Source organism: Alteromonas sp. 4NH20-0104, assembly GCF_057547795.1.
This window is the reverse complement of the sequence record NZ_BAAJLP010000022.1, coordinates 74,788-91,134: the sequence shown is the minus strand read 5'-3', so window position 1 is coordinate 91,134 and position 16,347 is coordinate 74,788. Positions and strand designations below refer to the sequence as shown.

Genomic DNA, 16,347 nt, shown 5'->3' with positions numbered 1-16,347 from the left:
TTGTATTCAACAAACTAAAGACACATCACCGTTTGAGCCAGATTATTTGTCTTTTGGTTGGATCACTATCGCGGTAGACACCCACATTTATCGCGTTTCCAATCGCACCAAGTTTGCCATGGGCAAAAATGTCGACAAGGTCGAGGAAAAGCTCCTTAAGGTTGTGCCCAAAGAGTTCAAAGTCGACGTTCACCACTGGCTTATTCTCCACGGGCGTTATACCTGTATTGCCCGCAAGCCTCGGTGTGAATCTTGTATCATTGAAGACTTGTGTGAGTTTAAGGATAAAGCAGAATAGCCCTAGATCTGTTTTTGGTGATAACCAGAAGTTCAGTTTGGCTTTTAGTGAATTCGGTTTTTTGTTTAATTATCATTGTTGTCCTGAAAAACATCTTCTATTGTCAATTCAAACAGTCGAGCTATTTTAAAAGCTAATGGTAAACTCGGATCGTATTTGCCTTTTCAGTCCTTTCACGGTTTAGCGAGATACATCTAATCCTTCTGCTAAGTCACCTTAAGCTAATCTCGTTCGGCTCTGAAAGCTTTCAGACGTTTGTTCATGACGCTTTTCGCAAATTAGCTATTATAGCGATTGCACCACAACTGCCGTTAGGCAGCCTATAGTGTTAATAAGTCCTGTTCTCAATTGTGAAGAACTAGGTTGTGGACTATTCTTATTAAGTACCCACGTTAAGCTTCCAAATCAGCCTGCTTGTCATGTTTGCATGCCAACACTTCTGAATTGAACCATATTCATCCAAAGTGAATTTCGTTGTGTGTCAAACGCAGACTAGTGAATTAGCATTCATCCTAGGGATAAATGGGTTACAGATTGGTATGGGACAGGATGTGCGCTTTTTGCATACATCAATATAATGAATTGAATTTACAATGGATCGTAAAATGAAAAAAGTTTTTCAAATAGTATCAGTAATTGGTTTCGTTTTCGTCACCGCTGAGGTGGCTGCGATGACGGGTGAAGAAAAGCAAGAGGTTGTTTTTGCCAGTGAAGCAGCGCCAAATCACATAACTGATTCTGCGTCATTCGTTATGTTCCGCGACGGAAAGTTTCAGACCATAAAAAAGGGACGTAATGATTTTACCTGTTTAGTTGTGCGTAACCCACATGGACGGTTTGAACCAGCATGTTTGAATAAACCTGCAACTGAAACAGTATTACCTACATTAGAATATCACACAGCTCGTCTTTACGCTGGAGCCAGCACGAAGCAAGTGATGGGTGAAATCGCCAAAAAGTTTGAGATGGGTGAATTACCCACGGCAAAAGTCGGGGCTTTGGTGTATATGATGTCGAAAAATAATCAGGCTTACCTAGAAGATACCAACGAGTTGATTTCGTTTCCTCCTCATCAGATGTATTTTATGCCAAAGCTATCAGCTGATGTATTTTCGCTCCCTGAGAGTACGTTTTCTCCGGGAAGCCCTTGGCTTTTTCAGGAGTATCCTCATATGTCCTGCTTGATAGTTTTTACCAAATAATAGTGCTGGATTCATAGAGGGATTAAAGGGGCAACTGCATAATTATGGCAGCGATACGAGACAGTTTTCGATGTGAATTTATTCTTTGTTTAAACGTTGATAATAAAGGAAGTAGCTAAGATTTTTTACACTTTTTGTGCTCAACGCTGCGTGTTTTCACTGAGAACCGAATTCTACTTAAAGATAAAATGTAAAACCAAAAATCTACCTTCCTTATACTTCAGCTGGCCCACTATCGCCGTGGACACGCATATATATCGCGTATCTAACCGCGCTAAATTTGCCCTGGGCAAAAACGTCGACTAATACAATCAATTATTTTTGTCGCTGGCACAAAAAGTGATTGATCGACTCTCCCCCCCATACCCATTATTATCCGGCTGCGCCCACATCGGAAATACGAGCGGCGTAACCTCTGTTGGTCAATCAGTTGGAGCAGCGGGTAGTGGTTAAACACCCATCCATTAAAAGTTACTTTGCCCCTGACATCAGTCAGGCCGAAGTGGATTTTGCATTCAAATAAGGGGCTCAACTACGCCGGGCACAGCCTTATGGTGCCAGCGAAATACAGTTATCAGGTGTTACCCCATCACCATAATCGCTACGTACTGTTTAATCAGGGCTCAGACTACAATTTAATCTCTAATGTCTGCTTACACCGCCAGGCAAGGTTACTTCAGGGCAGCGGCAAAACAAGGAATATTGTTTGCCCGCTACATTGCTGGGGTTACGACCATCAGGGCAACTTAAAAGGCGCTCCTCACTTTTTGCAAAAACCCGACGGCCAGTTGAAAAAAGTATCGCTTAGTTCATGGCATGGCCTGCTTTTTAATGGCCGGGTACCTGATATGGATCTTAACGAATTGGGCCTGGTAGATTACATCAACTTTGATGAATACCGCTTCGCCGGTCTGGATAGCACCACATACCGGTGTAACTGGAAAACCTTTGCCGAAATTTACCTGGAAAACTATCATGTATTTTCCATGCATCCGGGGCTAAGGCAGTATGTAAAGCCTACTGCACTTAACTGGCAGTTCGGGGATGACTATTCGGTACAAAAAGTAGCTATAGGTAGTGACCTGTCTGGTGCAACCACACCTCATTACCGCGAGTATCAGGACCACCTTTTGGCCCGGTTCAACGGCGAGCTGCCACGCTATGGTGCTATATGGTGTTATCTCTACCCGAACATTATGATTGAATGGTATCCGGATGTGCTTATAGTGAGTACGGTGTACCCTGATGGCCCGCGGCAATGCACCAATCATGTTGAGTTTTATTATCCCGAATCCTTGTTCATCCAGAACCCGGACTACTTTGCCGCCGAAAAACAGGCCTACATGGAAACGGCTGCCGAAGATGAGGTTGCCTGTGCTCTGCTCGAGCAAGGCAGAGAAGCGTTGTACTTCAATGGCGAAGAAGAGCATGGGCCGGTTGAGCCATTCCTGGAAGCCGGCGTGGCTGAGTTTTATCGCTTTTTAGCGCAATAAGTGGCCCCTGCTTTGTTATAAACGGCCGCTGCCAATGAGTCCCGCAATCATACTGGCGAACCCTACGATTAGCGCCCCGTAAAGCCCGATGTTGCCCCAGCATTTTTGCCAGAAGGCCTGACGTTGTAATGTCGTGGATAAGGTTTTACTGTCGAACAGGTCGTACATTATCACCCGCTGCATTTTCTTAACCTGTACACTTAACCCGCCGGCAAATAAAGTATAAGCCAGTACAGGCATTACCCAACCAGTGGTTAACTCGTAAGCGGCAGCCAGCAATACGCCAGTGGCAAGTACCCAGATAACAGTGATTTTACGCAGCTGTTTCAGGCGCGCTTTCTGACTTTCGATGGTCATATGTTTTAAGGGTAACCGGGTACTCCAGAACACACTTAAGGCGCCCAGTAAGGCGGCAAAAAAGGCACCGCTGAACAGGACTTTGAGTATGCCAGCACTACCAGACTTCGCTATAAAGGCGCCGCCGGAGGCCTGGGCCGGTGCACTGACGCTGGCGCCAGCTAACAATATTGACGTAATCGTCAATGTAGGAGCAGTGGTTAAAATAAGCTGTCCATAACGTTCCAGTAAGTTGGCCTTGAGGACTTTTCTTGCCCTGCTCAGCCGTTGGCGCACCAACTCTGGCGAAACAGACAGCAACTCAGCCACCTGACTGGCTGATTGCTCTTCACGGTAATACAGCAGCACTATTTCGCGGCTTTCCTCTGGCAGCTCATCCACCACATGGTTCAATAACTGATTGGTTTGCGTACGGCTCAGGCTGGTTTCTGGTGGTAATTCTCCATCGCAATAAGCGGCGAACAAGGCATCGGCTTCATCTCCGCCCACGCGGTCTGCCAGGCGGTTATCGCGCAGATAATTGTAAGCGGCGTAACGCGCCGACTGACGGACCCAGGGTAAAAAACTGGCCGAGTTTTTCAGCGTATCCAGTTTTTGCCAGCAACTGATAAACACTTGCTGGGTGATTTCCTCGCTGGCATCACGATCCCGGGTAATCGCCAGTGCTATGCTGGCTATCGTATTACGGCTGGCAGCCACCAGCCGGTTGAATGCCTGCTCATCGCCATGCTGAGCAGCGCAGACATCATCATTTGATATTAAGGCTTGCACGCTCATTGTTTAGCTCCTTGCTGTTGCACCTGTTCTGTGAGTAAAGATGAGCTCAGGTCATTACCCTGACTATTCGCCGACCAAATTGCAATGACAATAGCCACTATTACGCCAAAAGAACGGGTGCGGGTGTTTTTACAGGCCGCAGGCAGAGAAATTTTCATAACGGTATCTTCCTTTCATTATCCATGTGCAATAAAGAAACCGCTAACCAGCAAAGTGTGACACCCGCTGTGAAAAAAATTTACGCCAGGCCTGACACCGGCTATTGGCGCTCAAACCGCCTATTTGGCACACTGGTCACAATTTACTTTAATCTGCTTTGCAGATTAATTACAGTGCGAACATAAAATCCCTTGCTGTCATACTGTTGAAAAAGAGTGGCAGCACAATGTCTTTTGAAGGAGCTTTTGATGCGAATGTTACACACCATGTTACGGGTAAAAGACCTGGACGCTTCCCTGGCGTTTTACGTTGACACCATGGGCATGAAATTGCTGCGTAAAAGTGACAACACAGAATATGAATACACTCTGGCATTTGTAGGTTATGCCGATGAGTCTGAACAGGGCGTACTGGAACTGACCTACAACTGGGGTGATAACGAATATGATCTGGGTAATGCTTACGGTCACGTTGCCTTCGCTGTAGAAGACATCTATGCCTTTTGCGAGCAACTTGAGGCACAAGGTGCCGATGTTTACCGTAAACCCGGTCCGGTAAAAGGCGGCAAAACCGTCATTGCCTTTGTGCGCGATCCCGACGGTTATGCCATTGAGTTAATCCAACCTGAGTAAGTGTTTGTGTTAAAAATTGATATAAAACCGATAGCCCTGCTATCGTTGGCGACGCTGGTGTCATTTCAATGCCTGGCATTTGATATTATTGCCCACCGCGGTGCTTCGGGTTATCTGCCGGAACACACTCTGGCAGCCACCACCATGGCCTTTGCTCAGCAACCTGATTACATCGAGCAGGATTTGGTGATAACCAGCGATGGCGAGCTGGTTGTGCTACACGATATCCATCTTGAAACGGTCACCAATGTAGCAAACGTGTTCCCTGACCGTCATCGCGAAGACGGGCGTTTCTATGCGCTGGACTTTACTCTGGCCGAACTCAGGTTATTAACGGTACATGAACGTACCGACTCCCAGGGCAAGCAAGTCTATGCAAACCGCTATCAGGGTGAGGGGCAATTTAAGGTTGCCACCTTTACTGAACATCTCAGCACCATTCGCTCTCTCAATACGACTACCGGTGAATCAGTCGGTTTGTACAGTGAAATCAAGTCGCCGGCCTGGCACCGCGAGCAGGGAATTGATATCAGTAAAGCAGTGCTGAAGGTATTGCGTGCGCATAATCTCGATGATGCCGCTGCCAACATCTATATCCAGTGTTTTGACTTTGAAGAAATTAAACGACTTCGTCAGGAGCTCGGTGCCAGAGTCAAACTCATTCAGCTTATTGCCGAAAACAGCTGGAATGAAACCCCTACCAACTACGATGCCCTCAAAACAGTTGCTGGCATGCAGGAGTTAACCCAATATGTACAGGGCATAGGGCCATGGCTGGGTCATGTCACGCGATACGAGCAAGGGCAGCCAACCACAGAGCTCACCGACTGGATGATGGCTGCTCAACAGGCTGGGCTGCTGATTCACCCATACACCTTTCGACTCGATGCTTTGCCGCCAGGGATTTCCGCTGAGCAACTGTTGATGCTGATGGTGAAAAAATGGCAGTTCGATGGTGTGTTTACCGATCAGGTCCCGCCGGTTAAACGTTTTTTGCAAGGCCAGTGAATCCACCCACACAAAAAAGCCGCGAGAGTCAGTCGCGGCTTTTCACAATCGTCGTCAGACTCAGGACTTTGCCATCCTGACCACCACCCTACGGTTTGTTGCTCTTGACTGGCTGGTAGTATTGGGCGCAATATGGCGTTTTTCACCGTGCCCGGTGATTTCAATGCGATCCTCTCCTACACCGAGGTCGGTAAGGTATTTCTTGACTTCGTTTGCTCGTTTTACCGACAACTGCTGGTTATTCCATGAGCCACCGTAACTGTCGGTGTAACCGTCGAGAAGCACCAGTTCAAGTTCGTTATCTTCTCGCAAGTAGTCGCCAATCATCGCCAACCTGCGCTTCGAATACCGTGATAGCTCGGTACTGTTCTTCTCGTAGCTCAGTACCGTGTAGCTGATATCATCAAAGCTGTACGGCAGCAGGTTTGACACACAACTAACAAAGTCCTGATACACCGGAGCAAAATTACTCGCATTTAACCCCACTGCAACTTCGTCATTCGGGTTGTACCAGTCCTGATAATAAATGGTTGGCCAAAAGCCTTTTTCCAGCTCACTGAGCATGGTCCAGGCGGTCTCTTCGGGTAAATCACCATCGTACTGAGTACGCAATGTCATGTCGGCAATTTGTCGCGCCCTGACACCGGGCATCCATTTCGGCGGGACGGCATAAACCGCTGCCGTGCCAAACTTCTTGGGCAACAGATTCATATCCAGCACAAATTCCATATTGAGTTGTTTGGACGCTTCACTGGTGAACTGCGCTTCCCCATAACCGGGCAAAGTATGGCTAAGCGTACAGCTGAGTCTAGAACTCCTGCTGAGCTGCCACTGTGAGCTTTCTACCGTTGAATGGTACTGACGCAATGATGCCTGAGCCGAGCTGGCGCCCATCCCCAGCAAAGCAATGGAAAATGAAATTAGCGAAACCGATTTCAACATGTATAGCCTCAGTAATCGATAAACCTGTAAACCTTCGTCTCTATCTTATCGTCAACGAACAATAAAAGTTTAGCACCGGGTAGATACTCAGCGCTAATATTGACATAATTCTCCCCCTGATGAGAACACTCTTTGATTTATCCATCAACGAGTCTGCTCACCACTAACCGTCAGGTTTACTATTCAACCACCAGATACAGAGTGATATGCCACAAACTATTCCCCCACTGTCACAACGCTTCAGAGGCTATTTCCCGGTCATCATTGATGTCGAAACAGCAGGCTTTAATGCAACCACCGACGCGCTGTTAGAAATTGCCGCAGTCACTCTAAGCATGGACAGTGAGGGCATGTTAGCCCCTGCTGCTACCTACCATGCACACGTGACCCCTTTTGAAGGGGCCAATTTAGAACAGGCAGCGCTTGATTTTAATGGTATCGACCCGGACTGTGCCTTACGTGGTGCCATCAGTGAAGATGAAGCCATGAAAGGGCTGTGTAAACACGTACGTAAACTGCAAAAGGAAGCGGACTGTCAGCGCAGTGTGATAGTGGCACACAACGCCACCTTTGATCAGAGCTTTGTGAATGCCGCAATTGAGCGTTGTAATATAAAACGCACGCCGTTTCACCCGTTTGTATCGTTTGATACCACTACCCTTGCCGGGCTCGCCTTAGGTCAGACTGTTCTGGTAAAAGCCTGTCAGGCCGCTGGTATAAGCTTTGATCAGAATGAAGCTCATTCCGCCCTTTATGATGCCGAAAGAACCGCCGAATTGTTCTGCTATATCGTTAATCGCTACGCCAGTCTGGGCGGTTGGCCATTGTCCGCACCTAACGAAAACTAAGTTTAACAATTAACGCTATAACCTGGTCAGGCCCCCCCTGGGCGTAAAAATTAAAGCAAAAAAAAGAGGCACCGAAGTGCCTCTTTTCATTTCAAAAACGCGATTAAAGCTCTTCTGATTTCTCAGCCAGGTACTTAGCAACACCTTCAGGGCTTGCGTCCATACCGGCTTTACCTTCAGTCCAGCCAGCCGGACATACTTCACCGTGCTCTTCGTGGAAATCCAGTGCGTCAACCATGCGCAGCATTTCGTCGATATTACGACCTAAAGGCAGATCGTTAACTACCTGATGGCGAACCTGACCTTCTTTGTCGATCAGGAAAGAACCACGGAAAGCCACACCCGCTTCAGGATGCTCAACGTCGTAGGCCTGACAAATTTCATGCTTGGTATCAGCAACCAGGGTGTATTTTACCGGACCAATACCACCTTGGTTTACAGGTGTATTACGCCATGCGTTGTGCGAGAACTGAGAATCGATAGACACACCGATAACCTCAACACCACGCTTAGTGAATTCTTCGTAACGCTTATCAAAAGCAATCAGTTCTGACGGACATACAAAGGTAAAGTCCAGTGGATAGAAAAAGACGACGGCTTTTTTGCCTTTGATGGCTTCGCTCAGAGTAAAGCTGTCAACAATTTCACCACTGCCTAAGACGGCTGCTGCAGTAAAATCCGGGGCTGGACGTCCAACTAGTACGCTCATATCTATTCTCCATTTTCATTATGTGAATAGCAGTAGTTGTGATCTATATCACATCAGTATCTGCTGCTGCCTGATATAGTGAGTGCATTAAATGAAAATACAATTGACGTTGCGGACTTTTTTAAACTCATCAGACCAGATAAGCCGATATTGACCTGCCAGATGACGGATTCGTCATAAAGCTGCACAAAATATTTGCAATAACCTCAAATAGCAATTATTATCATTTGCATATTGATATTGGAGTTAAGGTTCTATGTACGTTTGCATGTGTTACGGTGTAACTGATACCGCGATACGCAAAGCTGTGACTGACAGCGGCGTTGGCAATATACGTGATCTGCGCGAACAACTGCAGTTGGGTTCGCAATGTGGTAAGTGCATACAAATGGCCCAACAGGTTATCGATTCCACCATTATTAATGAAAGCTTGTTTAAGGACGTTGGTTAACGTCCTTTTTTATTGCCTCCCGGCTTACCACCCTGCTTTTAACGCAACAAACCCATAACGCCCATCAAACCCACCCGGACTCGTTGACGGATACTTTGCCCCCGCGACAAACCGGTGCGGATTGAGTTCAGGCTGAGTATTAAACACATTATTCATGCCCACTGTTAGCTGCCACTCAGGCGTTAGGGTGTACGACCACCGCGCATCCAGAGTAAACCGTCCTGCCGTCTCAATATCGTAACCGGCCGAAGCGTCCAGATGATCTTCGTAAAAGGCGCCATAATAATGCAGTTGCCAGGCCAGCTGATGTGCACCAAGTTGCTGGATCAGACTCACATTCGCCCGGTAAGCCGGTAAGTTGTCTTCCAGCATACGTATGCGCTGGGCGGTCAGGTTTATCGAGCCCTCTGTTTGCTCGAAGTCCCTGGCACTCACTCTGGTCACCTGAGTGTCTGTCCAATTCAGCGTTGCCAGTAACTGATGCTGCCAGCCGTAAACGTCAAACTGCCAGTTGAATACTAAGTCCAGTCCTCTGGTGCGAGTGTCAAAATCATTGGTAAAGAATTTAGCGCTACGGTAGGTTGCGGCCTCTTCAAACCCTTGTTCAAGCAATAATTGTACGCTCGCTTCATTCAGTGCAATGGCTGACGTTGTGCTGATGCGATCCGCTAAATATATCTGATAAAAATCCATGGTTAACTGCGCGTCAGAAGAAAGGTTGGCGACCACACCAACGCTTACATTCACCGACTCTTCAGGCAGTAATGGCGTAGCCCCCAATTCGGTAGCTACGATATTAGTTGGCGGCAGGGTCACCTGATCTTCCAGCCCATTTAAACCAAACTTAGTACTGATATTAATGATATTGCTCTGGCCTACGGTAGGCGCTTTAAACCCCGTGCTAAGTGACGAGCGGTAGGCTATGGCCTGAGTCGCTTGCCAGCGGACACTCAATTTACCGTCAACATGGGTCCCAAAATCAGAAAAATCTTCCGCTCTGAACGCGGCGGTCGTTAACCATTCTTCATTCACAGGCACGGTCAGGTCAACATAGACCGCCCGGGTTTCACGCTGCCACTCACCAGAGGTCTCTGGTCGGTATCCCGGAAACCCGTTTGCACCAACCGAGAATCCGCTATCCAGACCCAGTCGGTTTTGTGCATAGGGTCCTACCTGATAAGACGCCAGCTCACCTTCAATTTGACGGTAGCGCTCACTTCGCCATTCCATCCCCAACGCCAGTGTAACGGGTTGGTAATAACCGACCGGCAGACTTTTTAGTAACCCAAGACTGGCATTACGTTCAATTTGTGCCGCACCGCCAGGAAGAAAGGAAGTTGGAGACTGAGGTCCTAATGACGGGTTGACGGTATCGTCTATGTAATAGCGGATCCCCGAATAGCCGGCCCCTATGCTCACATCGTACTGCCAGGCATCTGCAAGCTCACCACGACTGCCCGCGTAAAAGGTGCCGTCTTTTACCCTGCCACCAAACCGGGGCGTAAAGCCGCCGGGAAACCGTTCATTAAAAGCAAAGCAATTTCGCCCTGTCGGGGTTTGCTCATCAGCAATTTGCTGATAGGGCACGGTAGTGAGCACGTTGCCGGAATCGACCGGAACAACCGGACATTCAATACCTTCGCCGAGACCGTCCAGATCGGCAATTAGCAACTGCGATGGTTGTTGGGTGCCCGTAACAAATACGCCCTGGCGTCGCTGTGGGTTACGAAAATAAAACTCGCCTTCCATATCTCGGCTGGTCCCCAGAATAAAAGCATACAACTCATGGGAATCGGTGACCGGCAATGCCAGATTCGCCGCCAGTTTACTATCCCGATCCATGGCTGCACTCCCCCACATCTGCGCCGGCAATTTGATGGCATCATTACCAGCGTCCAGCAGTTGCTGAGCATCCTGGCGCTGAACACTGCGATCCGTGGGGCGTTGTTGCTGATATTCAGCGCTGAGCTGCAGCGAGCCGTTATTACCCAGAGCAAATCCCTGGGTGAGTTGCACTGCTACCTGCTCACCGTCACCGGCGGAATACTGCCCGCCACTCACCGTTACAGTCCCCTGGCCCGGGGTACTTTTCATTTTAAAATTCATTACGCCGGCAATTGCATCTGAGCCGTACTGTGCCGCCGCACCGTCGCGCAGAACTTCGGCCTGCTCAATAGCACTCACCGGCAATACCGAAATATCCGGCCCCTGGGCACCATCTGACAGCCCGCCGCCAAGAAACGTTATCACCGCAGAGCGATGTCTGCGCTTACCGTTAATCAGGGTTAACGTGTGATCAGATGCCAGCCCTCGAAGATTCGCCGGGCGCACCAGCATGGCGGCATCATTGGTAGTTTGTGCGCTGACATTAAAAGAAGGGATCAACTGCGTTAAGCCATCAAGCATGGTCTGACTGCCAGCAAAAAACGGATTATCCGTGGCAATGATATCTAACGGCACCGTGGAATCGTAGGCCCCTCTTGCCGAAGCCCTGTTACCTAATACCGAAATACGCTCAAACACCGGCCCTTCTTCCGTTTTGGCTGTCTCTATCGTTGGCGATGGGTCGCTCAGCTCCGGCGCTTCAGGCCTTTGCACTATCGTCAGGTAGCCTTTGTTGTCACGACGTATAGTAAGCGGGGAGTTTTTTAACAGCAGGCTAAGCGCTTCTTCCAATGTGTATCGACCGTGGAGAGCAGGCAACACGATTTGCTCGGCAATCTCAAATGGAAACAGCAGAGTGGTTCTGGCCTGACCGGCCAGCTCAATGAGGGATTTGTCTGCGGTTTGCGTCCTGACTGAAAAATCATAGGTCGCCATTGGCGCCCCTTCCTCAACAGCACTAAACGCCGGTAGAGCCGGGCTGACAGCGACCAGTAAAACAGTGAAAAGCCAACTGATAGTGTAACGGTTACGCAATGTTACTTGTTAAGGTTAGGTTAAATTCCGCTAATAGTTACACAAACCTGCAAGTCGTGCACTTTTTTATCACGAGTCTTTCGCGGTATGCAGATGAATGGTCTTGTCGGCCGCTTCATAAGAGCTGATAGCAAAGCTATTCTCCAGCGCCACCAGCAATCCTTTGATGTCACCCACTCTGAAATAGCCGGCCACCCTTGTGGTGTTGAGGGCAGCATCATCTATCACAAACCGCACCTGTGTGTAGCGACTGATTTCCTGCAACGCCTGTGGCAATTGTTCACCGGTAAACACAATCTGCCCGTCCTGCCAGGCAAGACTCTGAGCGATTTCTGACTGGGTCAGCGACACCCGCGACGAGACAGTTTCATCAACCAGTACTTTTTCTCCGGCGAACACCATGACTCCTTCCTGAGCAATGACCGGTTCAGCATGCTGTTCTTTATCAGCCCCAAAGGACTGGCTGGATACCCTCACTTTACCTTCCGTAACGGTCAGCTCAAACGCCTTGTCCTGTGTAAACTGCATATTGAATGCGGTGCCAACGGCGGTGACCGCATTATCGCCAGCCGACACGGTAAAAGGTTTAGACGGATCTTTTGCCACCTCAAAATGCGCTTCGCCTTGCAAAAGCACTACCTGACGGGCGTCAGCATAAAAGCTGACATGTATCTCCGTATCGGTGTTTAAAAACACGGTGGAACCGTCGGCCAGGGTAATGGTTTTTTGCTCGCCCACCAGCGTTTGGCTGTGTTGAGTCAGCATGACCTGTTGCGGCGATACTGACGAACTGGCCAGCCATTGCCAGCTGATTAGTCCGGTAAGCATAATAGCGGCGGCCGCAGCCCCCCACCAGCGCTTCACTTGATTCGGCGCAGACCGGCCCGGTAAGGGTGTCAGTTCCCGCACGGTGTTCATTACACTCATGTCATCCCACAGTGCAGCCATTTCGGCCAACACTTTCTGATGGGAGGGGTTGCTGGCAACCCAGGCTTTGAGTGCTTCCGTTTCCTGCCCGGTGAGCCCACGATCAATAGCGGCTATCCAGTCGCATGCGCTAGCCTGTATGGTTTCTTTGCTGTTGAACTGACTTACATTACTCATAACTACTATTGACCTACCCCAGATTTGACTGACTATCGTCAGCACGCTGAGGTTGCTGTTGTCGTGCCAGAAACTGGGCGCATTGCATAAGCCCTTTGGCAACGTGTTTTTCCACTGTACTTTCACTAAGTTGCAGAAGTTCGGCGATATCGCGCTGACTCATATCGTACACTTTCTTCAACAAAAAGACGCGCTTTACTTCCGCTGACAAATTTTCCGTTGCCTGGCAAAAGTGAATAAATCGTTGTTTACTTTCAAACTGTTTTTCCAGCGACGAGTCCATGTTGCTGTGTGACAGCAGATCCATATTATCGACCTGGTCATTCAGCTTATGCGCCGCCCGGGATACATGATTGAGTGCAAGGTTACGCACTGTTTTCAACATGTAAGTCCGTTCGTACTGAATGTCCTGTTTTAACTCAGCTTCATAACTTTTAACAAAAGCGTCCTGCACGATATCTTCAATGTCGTTATCGTCAACAATACTGGCTACCGCTCGCATCAGACGGTTGCGGTATTTTAAATAGCTCGCAGCAATTTTAGAGTGTCCGCTCATTGGTCAGTATCTGGCAACATGGCTTATTGTTAGTTGAAATCAAAGGGCTGGCCGGGCAATCCCGACCAGCCAATGGCATTATTTTACCTTAAAAAGTATAAATACCTCTTACATAATAGAAGCCACCATTGATCCCGATAGGCGATGTCGTCGGATATTTAGAACCGGCAATTTCGTTATCCCACATCACGTTACGATCAGGGCGCTCATCAAACAGGTTCTTCGCGCCGACAACCAGTTGCAGATCGTCGGTGAAGTGATAGCCCACTTCCATATCAAAGGTAAACTCTGCACTGACATTATCGATAGGCAGCCCTGAATCCAGGTGATCTTCATAGATACTGCCAGCATAATTCATGCGGCCCAGGATACGCCAGTCACCATTAGTATGATTCGCTGTCAGGCTGTAACGAATGGCCGGCAGGTTATCTTCCAGCATATGAATCCGTTCGGCTGAGATGTTATCCGACGCATCATCGACGGTAGTCGATGTCCAGTTATAAGCAAGAGCAAGCTTGGTTTCACCGCCGTACATGTCGAAAGAATAGTTGGCGACGATATCCACACCTTCTGTGGTGGTATCAAAGTCATTGGTAAAGAAGCTCACTTCCGAGAAGCTTGAGGCATCCTCTACCCCCAGAGCAAGCAAGGCTTCAATGTCTTCTTCCGTTAAGCGGATCCCCGATGTGGTGCTGATCCGATCGGTCACTTCAATGTGGTAGTAATCCACAGTCAGGAACAAGCCGTTGTCAAACTCAGCTACCATACCAACGCTCATGCTTTCTGATTCTTCCGGCGTTAACTGTGTACCGCCTTTTTGTACTGAAATAGGATCGGTAGGCGGCAACGTTGCACGGTCGATAAGGCGTCCGTCTGTACCAAACGCGGTGGTTACGTTACGTACATTACTCTGGCCAATAGTCGGCGCTTTAAAGCCTGTGCTGTACGCTCCACGGAAAGCTATATCGTCGGTAGCCTGATAGCGCAGTGACACTTTGCCTTTGGTGGTATCACCAAAGTCAGAAAAGTCTTCATAGCGCACGGCCGCCGTTAGTAACAGGTTATCAGTCAGATACGCTTCGGCGTCCAGGTACAATGCAATATTGTGGCGCGAGGCTTCACCGGCACTACGGGTAGACAGGCCCGGGAAACCATTAGAGCCAATGCCGAACCCCTGAGAGGCTAACGGACCAATGGCAAAAGACGCCGGATCGCCTGCCTCACTTTCGTAAGTTTCATGACGGTACTGGAAGCCACCAGCAAGGTAGACCGGCTCAGATAAACCCATTTCAATCGGCTTGGTTAAGTCGATATCCAGTGATTTTTCGGTTTGGGTGTAAGTACCCGGTTTAAATGAGGTTGGCGTATCCGGCCCCAAAGATGGGTTAATGGTATTGCTGATAGCAAAGTCAACCGAGTTCTGACCAAAGTTCAGGCTTACGTCATATCCGATTTCATTGCCCAGTTCACCGCTGGTACCAAACACCAGTGACATGTCTTCCACAGTGCCGCCAAAACGCGGGGTAAAACCGCCCGGAAACATTTCGTTAAAGGCGAAACAGTTAGGGTTATTGGCTACTTGATCAAGATAAGTCGAGTCTGTCAACACGTTATAGCCAGTCAAATCTAAAGAACCATCAATGAATTGACCCGCACGAATGCCGGTTGGACAGTTCCCCGACATATCACCAGTTAGATCACCGACCAGTAGCAATTGATAGCCTTCGTTAATATCACCATCTTCGTTAACTGTTAGAACGCCATCACCATTAATATCCGCAGCTTCAAAGCCACCGTCGTTTACACCTCCACGAGTATGCGGATTACGGTAATAGAATCCGCCTTCCACTTCACGTTCGGCGTAATTACCAAATAGGTAAACCTTGGAATCAGCCGACAAGTCCATACCAAGGTTAGCAAATAATTTTAGATCATCCTTTATCTCCGGACTCCCCCAAATCTGCGCAGGGTTGGCAATCGCCATATTGCCAGCATCGGCTATTGCAGCCGCATCATCACGCTGTACACTGCGCGAGGTTGGATTAGCGGTACGATATTCACCGGTGAAGTTAGCGAAACCATCGTCACCCAACGGTAAACCGATGTTACCGCTTAACTGCATCATGTCGCCGTCGCCTTCATAGTGTGAACCGTAGCGGGCTTCAAACATACCGCCTTCAGCACTGTCTTTGAGCACGAAGTTGACCACACCGGCAATAGCATCTGAACCGTACTGAGCGGCGGCACCGTCCCGTAATACTTCAACCTGCTTTAATGCCGCGGCAGGAATAGTTGAAATATCGGGGCCCTGGGCACCGTCAGACAAACCGCCGCCAAGGAAAGTAATTACGGCAGAACGGTGACGGCGCTTACCGTTAACCAGCACCAGGGTATGATCTGAAGCCATACCGCGTAGGTTGGCCGGGCGCACCAGTGTGGAGGCATCGTTAATCGGCTGATCGTTAACATTAAACGACGGCACCACGGTTTGCATCATGGACACCATATCGGTAGAGCCCTGATTAACAAACTCTTCTTCTGAGATAATATCGATAGGGACGGCAGAATCGCCAATTGAGCGCGGTGCAGCGCGAGTACCGACAACGGCGATCTTCTCAACCGATTTGGCTTCTGCGTCGTCCTGAGCAAGCGCAGGGGTAGCAACAACACTGGTAGCCGCAACCGACGCAGCAAGCACCAAACGAAGTTGCGCTGAAATTCTCGTCAAACTTGTTTTCATAATGGTTTCCCGGATTATTGTTGGTCGGTACTGCCACACGTTTCTGGTTGCACAAAATACCGGCCTTTTTATCTGTTTATTTTTACCTTCAACACTGCCTCGGCGAGCCGTGACAGCAAAGGGTTTATAGACGCTAACCAGCTAATAAACAA

General features: G+C 48.7%; 14 protein-coding genes and 3 pseudogenes. 8 read left to right on the top strand and 9 right to left on the bottom strand.

Annotated features, from left to right (window positions below; translation table 11 throughout):
* Nucleotides 1-298, top strand: a pseudogene (locus AC27IB_RS15870) (hypothetical protein); the annotation flags it as partial.
* A gap of 65 nt (nt 299-363) precedes the next feature.
* Here the strand turns inward: AC27IB_RS15870 and AC27IB_RS15865 are convergent.
* Nucleotides 364-462: pseudogene (locus AC27IB_RS15865) on the bottom strand (helix-turn-helix transcriptional regulator); the annotation flags it as partial.
* 441 nt (nt 463-903) lie between these two features.
* Here AC27IB_RS15865 and AC27IB_RS15860 point away from each other — a divergent pair.
* The 3 genes and pseudogenes from AC27IB_RS15860 to AC27IB_RS15850 all read left to right on the top strand — a co-directional run bounded on the left by AC27IB_RS15860 (nt 904) and on the right by AC27IB_RS15850 (nt 2,993).
* A complete protein-coding gene (locus tag AC27IB_RS15860; protein ID WP_487122100.1) occupies nt 904-1,500 on the top strand; it encodes a chromate transporter in 597 nt (198 codons plus the stop codon).
* Nucleotides 1,501-1,719: 219 nt separating this feature from the next.
* Nucleotides 1,720-1,803, top strand: a pseudogene (locus tag AC27IB_RS15855) (endonuclease III); the annotation flags it as partial.
* 206 nt (nt 1,804-2,009) lie between these two features.
* Entirely contained in the window at nt 2,010-2,993 is a 984-nt protein-coding gene (locus tag AC27IB_RS15850; protein ID WP_296049787.1) for an aromatic ring-hydroxylating oxygenase subunit alpha, read from the top strand.
* Between the two features lie 15 nt (nt 2,994-3,008).
* Here the strand turns inward: AC27IB_RS15850 and AC27IB_RS15845 are convergent, their stop codons facing one another.
* Both AC27IB_RS15845 and AC27IB_RS15840 read right to left on the bottom strand, forming a co-directional pair.
* A complete protein-coding gene (locus tag AC27IB_RS15845) occupies nt 3,009-4,127 on the bottom strand; it encodes an RNA polymerase sigma factor (protein ID WP_487122098.1) in 1,119 nt (372 codons plus the stop codon).
* Complete coding sequence (locus tag AC27IB_RS15840) at nt 4,124-4,285, bottom strand: hypothetical protein (RefSeq protein WP_487122096.1); 162 nt, start codon at nt 4,283-4,285, stop codon at nt 4,124-4,126. The genes AC27IB_RS15845 and AC27IB_RS15840 overlap by 4 nt, the downstream gene beginning before the upstream one ends.
* 249 nt (nt 4,286-4,534) lie before the next feature.
* Here AC27IB_RS15840 and gloA point away from each other — a divergent pair, with 249 nt between their 5' ends.
* Entirely contained in the window at nt 4,535-4,918 is a 384-nt protein-coding gene (gene gloA / locus AC27IB_RS15835; protein WP_487122094.1) for a lactoylglutathione lyase, read from the top strand.
* A gap of 6 nt (nt 4,919-4,924) precedes the next feature.
* Entirely contained in the window at nt 4,925-5,926 is a 1,002-nt protein-coding gene (gene glpQ / locus AC27IB_RS15830) for a glycerophosphodiester phosphodiesterase (protein ID WP_487122092.1), read from the top strand.
* Between the two features lie 60 nt (nt 5,927-5,986).
* Here the strand turns inward: glpQ and AC27IB_RS15825 are convergent, their stop codons facing one another.
* The gene (locus tag AC27IB_RS15825; protein ID WP_487122090.1) at nt 5,987-6,868 is read right to left on the bottom strand and encodes a flagellar protein MotY; all 882 of its coding nucleotides are present in this window, start codon (nt 6,866-6,868) and stop codon (nt 5,987-5,989) included.
* A gap of 206 nt (nt 6,869-7,074) precedes the next feature.
* Here AC27IB_RS15825 and rnt point away from each other — a divergent pair, with 206 nt between their 5' ends.
* The gene (gene rnt / locus AC27IB_RS15820; protein ID WP_487122088.1) at nt 7,075-7,716 is read left to right on the top strand and encodes a ribonuclease T; all 642 of its coding nucleotides are present in this window, start codon (nt 7,075-7,077) and stop codon (nt 7,714-7,716) included.
* A 103-nt stretch (nt 7,717-7,819) separates the two neighbouring features.
* Here the strand turns inward: rnt and AC27IB_RS15815 are convergent, their stop codons facing one another.
* On the bottom strand, nt 7,820-8,425 hold the full coding sequence (locus AC27IB_RS15815) for a peroxiredoxin (protein ID WP_296049770.1): 606 nt from the start codon (nt 8,423-8,425) through the stop codon (nt 7,820-7,822).
* A gap of 256 nt (nt 8,426-8,681) precedes the next feature.
* Here AC27IB_RS15815 and AC27IB_RS15810 point away from each other — a divergent pair, with 256 nt between their 5' ends.
* Entirely contained in the window at nt 8,682-8,876 is a 195-nt protein-coding gene (locus tag AC27IB_RS15810) for a (2Fe-2S)-binding protein (RefSeq protein WP_105936733.1), read from the top strand.
* Nucleotides 8,877-8,900: 24 nt separating this feature from the next.
* Here AC27IB_RS15810 and AC27IB_RS15805 read toward each other — a convergent pair whose 3' ends face one another.
* The 4 genes from AC27IB_RS15805 to AC27IB_RS15790 form a co-directional block, all read right to left on the bottom strand.
* Nucleotides 8,901-11,696: a TonB-dependent receptor domain-containing protein gene (locus tag AC27IB_RS15805; RefSeq protein WP_487122085.1), complete on the bottom strand. Its 2,796-nt coding sequence runs from the start codon at nt 11,694-11,696 to the stop codon at nt 8,901-8,903.
* A gap of 168 nt (nt 11,697-11,864) precedes the next feature.
* Nucleotides 11,865-12,899 carry a FecR domain-containing protein gene (locus AC27IB_RS15800; RefSeq protein ID WP_296049763.1) on the bottom strand — a complete coding sequence of 345 codons (1,035 nt, stop codon included), beginning with the start codon at nt 12,897-12,899 and terminating at the stop codon, nt 11,865-11,867.
* Between the two features lie 13 nt (nt 12,900-12,912).
* Entirely contained in the window at nt 12,913-13,455 is a 543-nt protein-coding gene (locus tag AC27IB_RS15795; RefSeq protein WP_296049760.1) for an RNA polymerase sigma factor, read from the bottom strand.
* Nucleotides 13,456-13,543: 88 nt separating this feature from the next.
* A complete protein-coding gene (locus AC27IB_RS15790) occupies nt 13,544-16,195 on the bottom strand; it encodes a TonB-dependent receptor plug domain-containing protein (protein ID WP_487122083.1) in 2,652 nt (883 codons plus the stop codon).
* Nucleotides 16,196-16,347 lie beyond the last annotated feature (152 nt).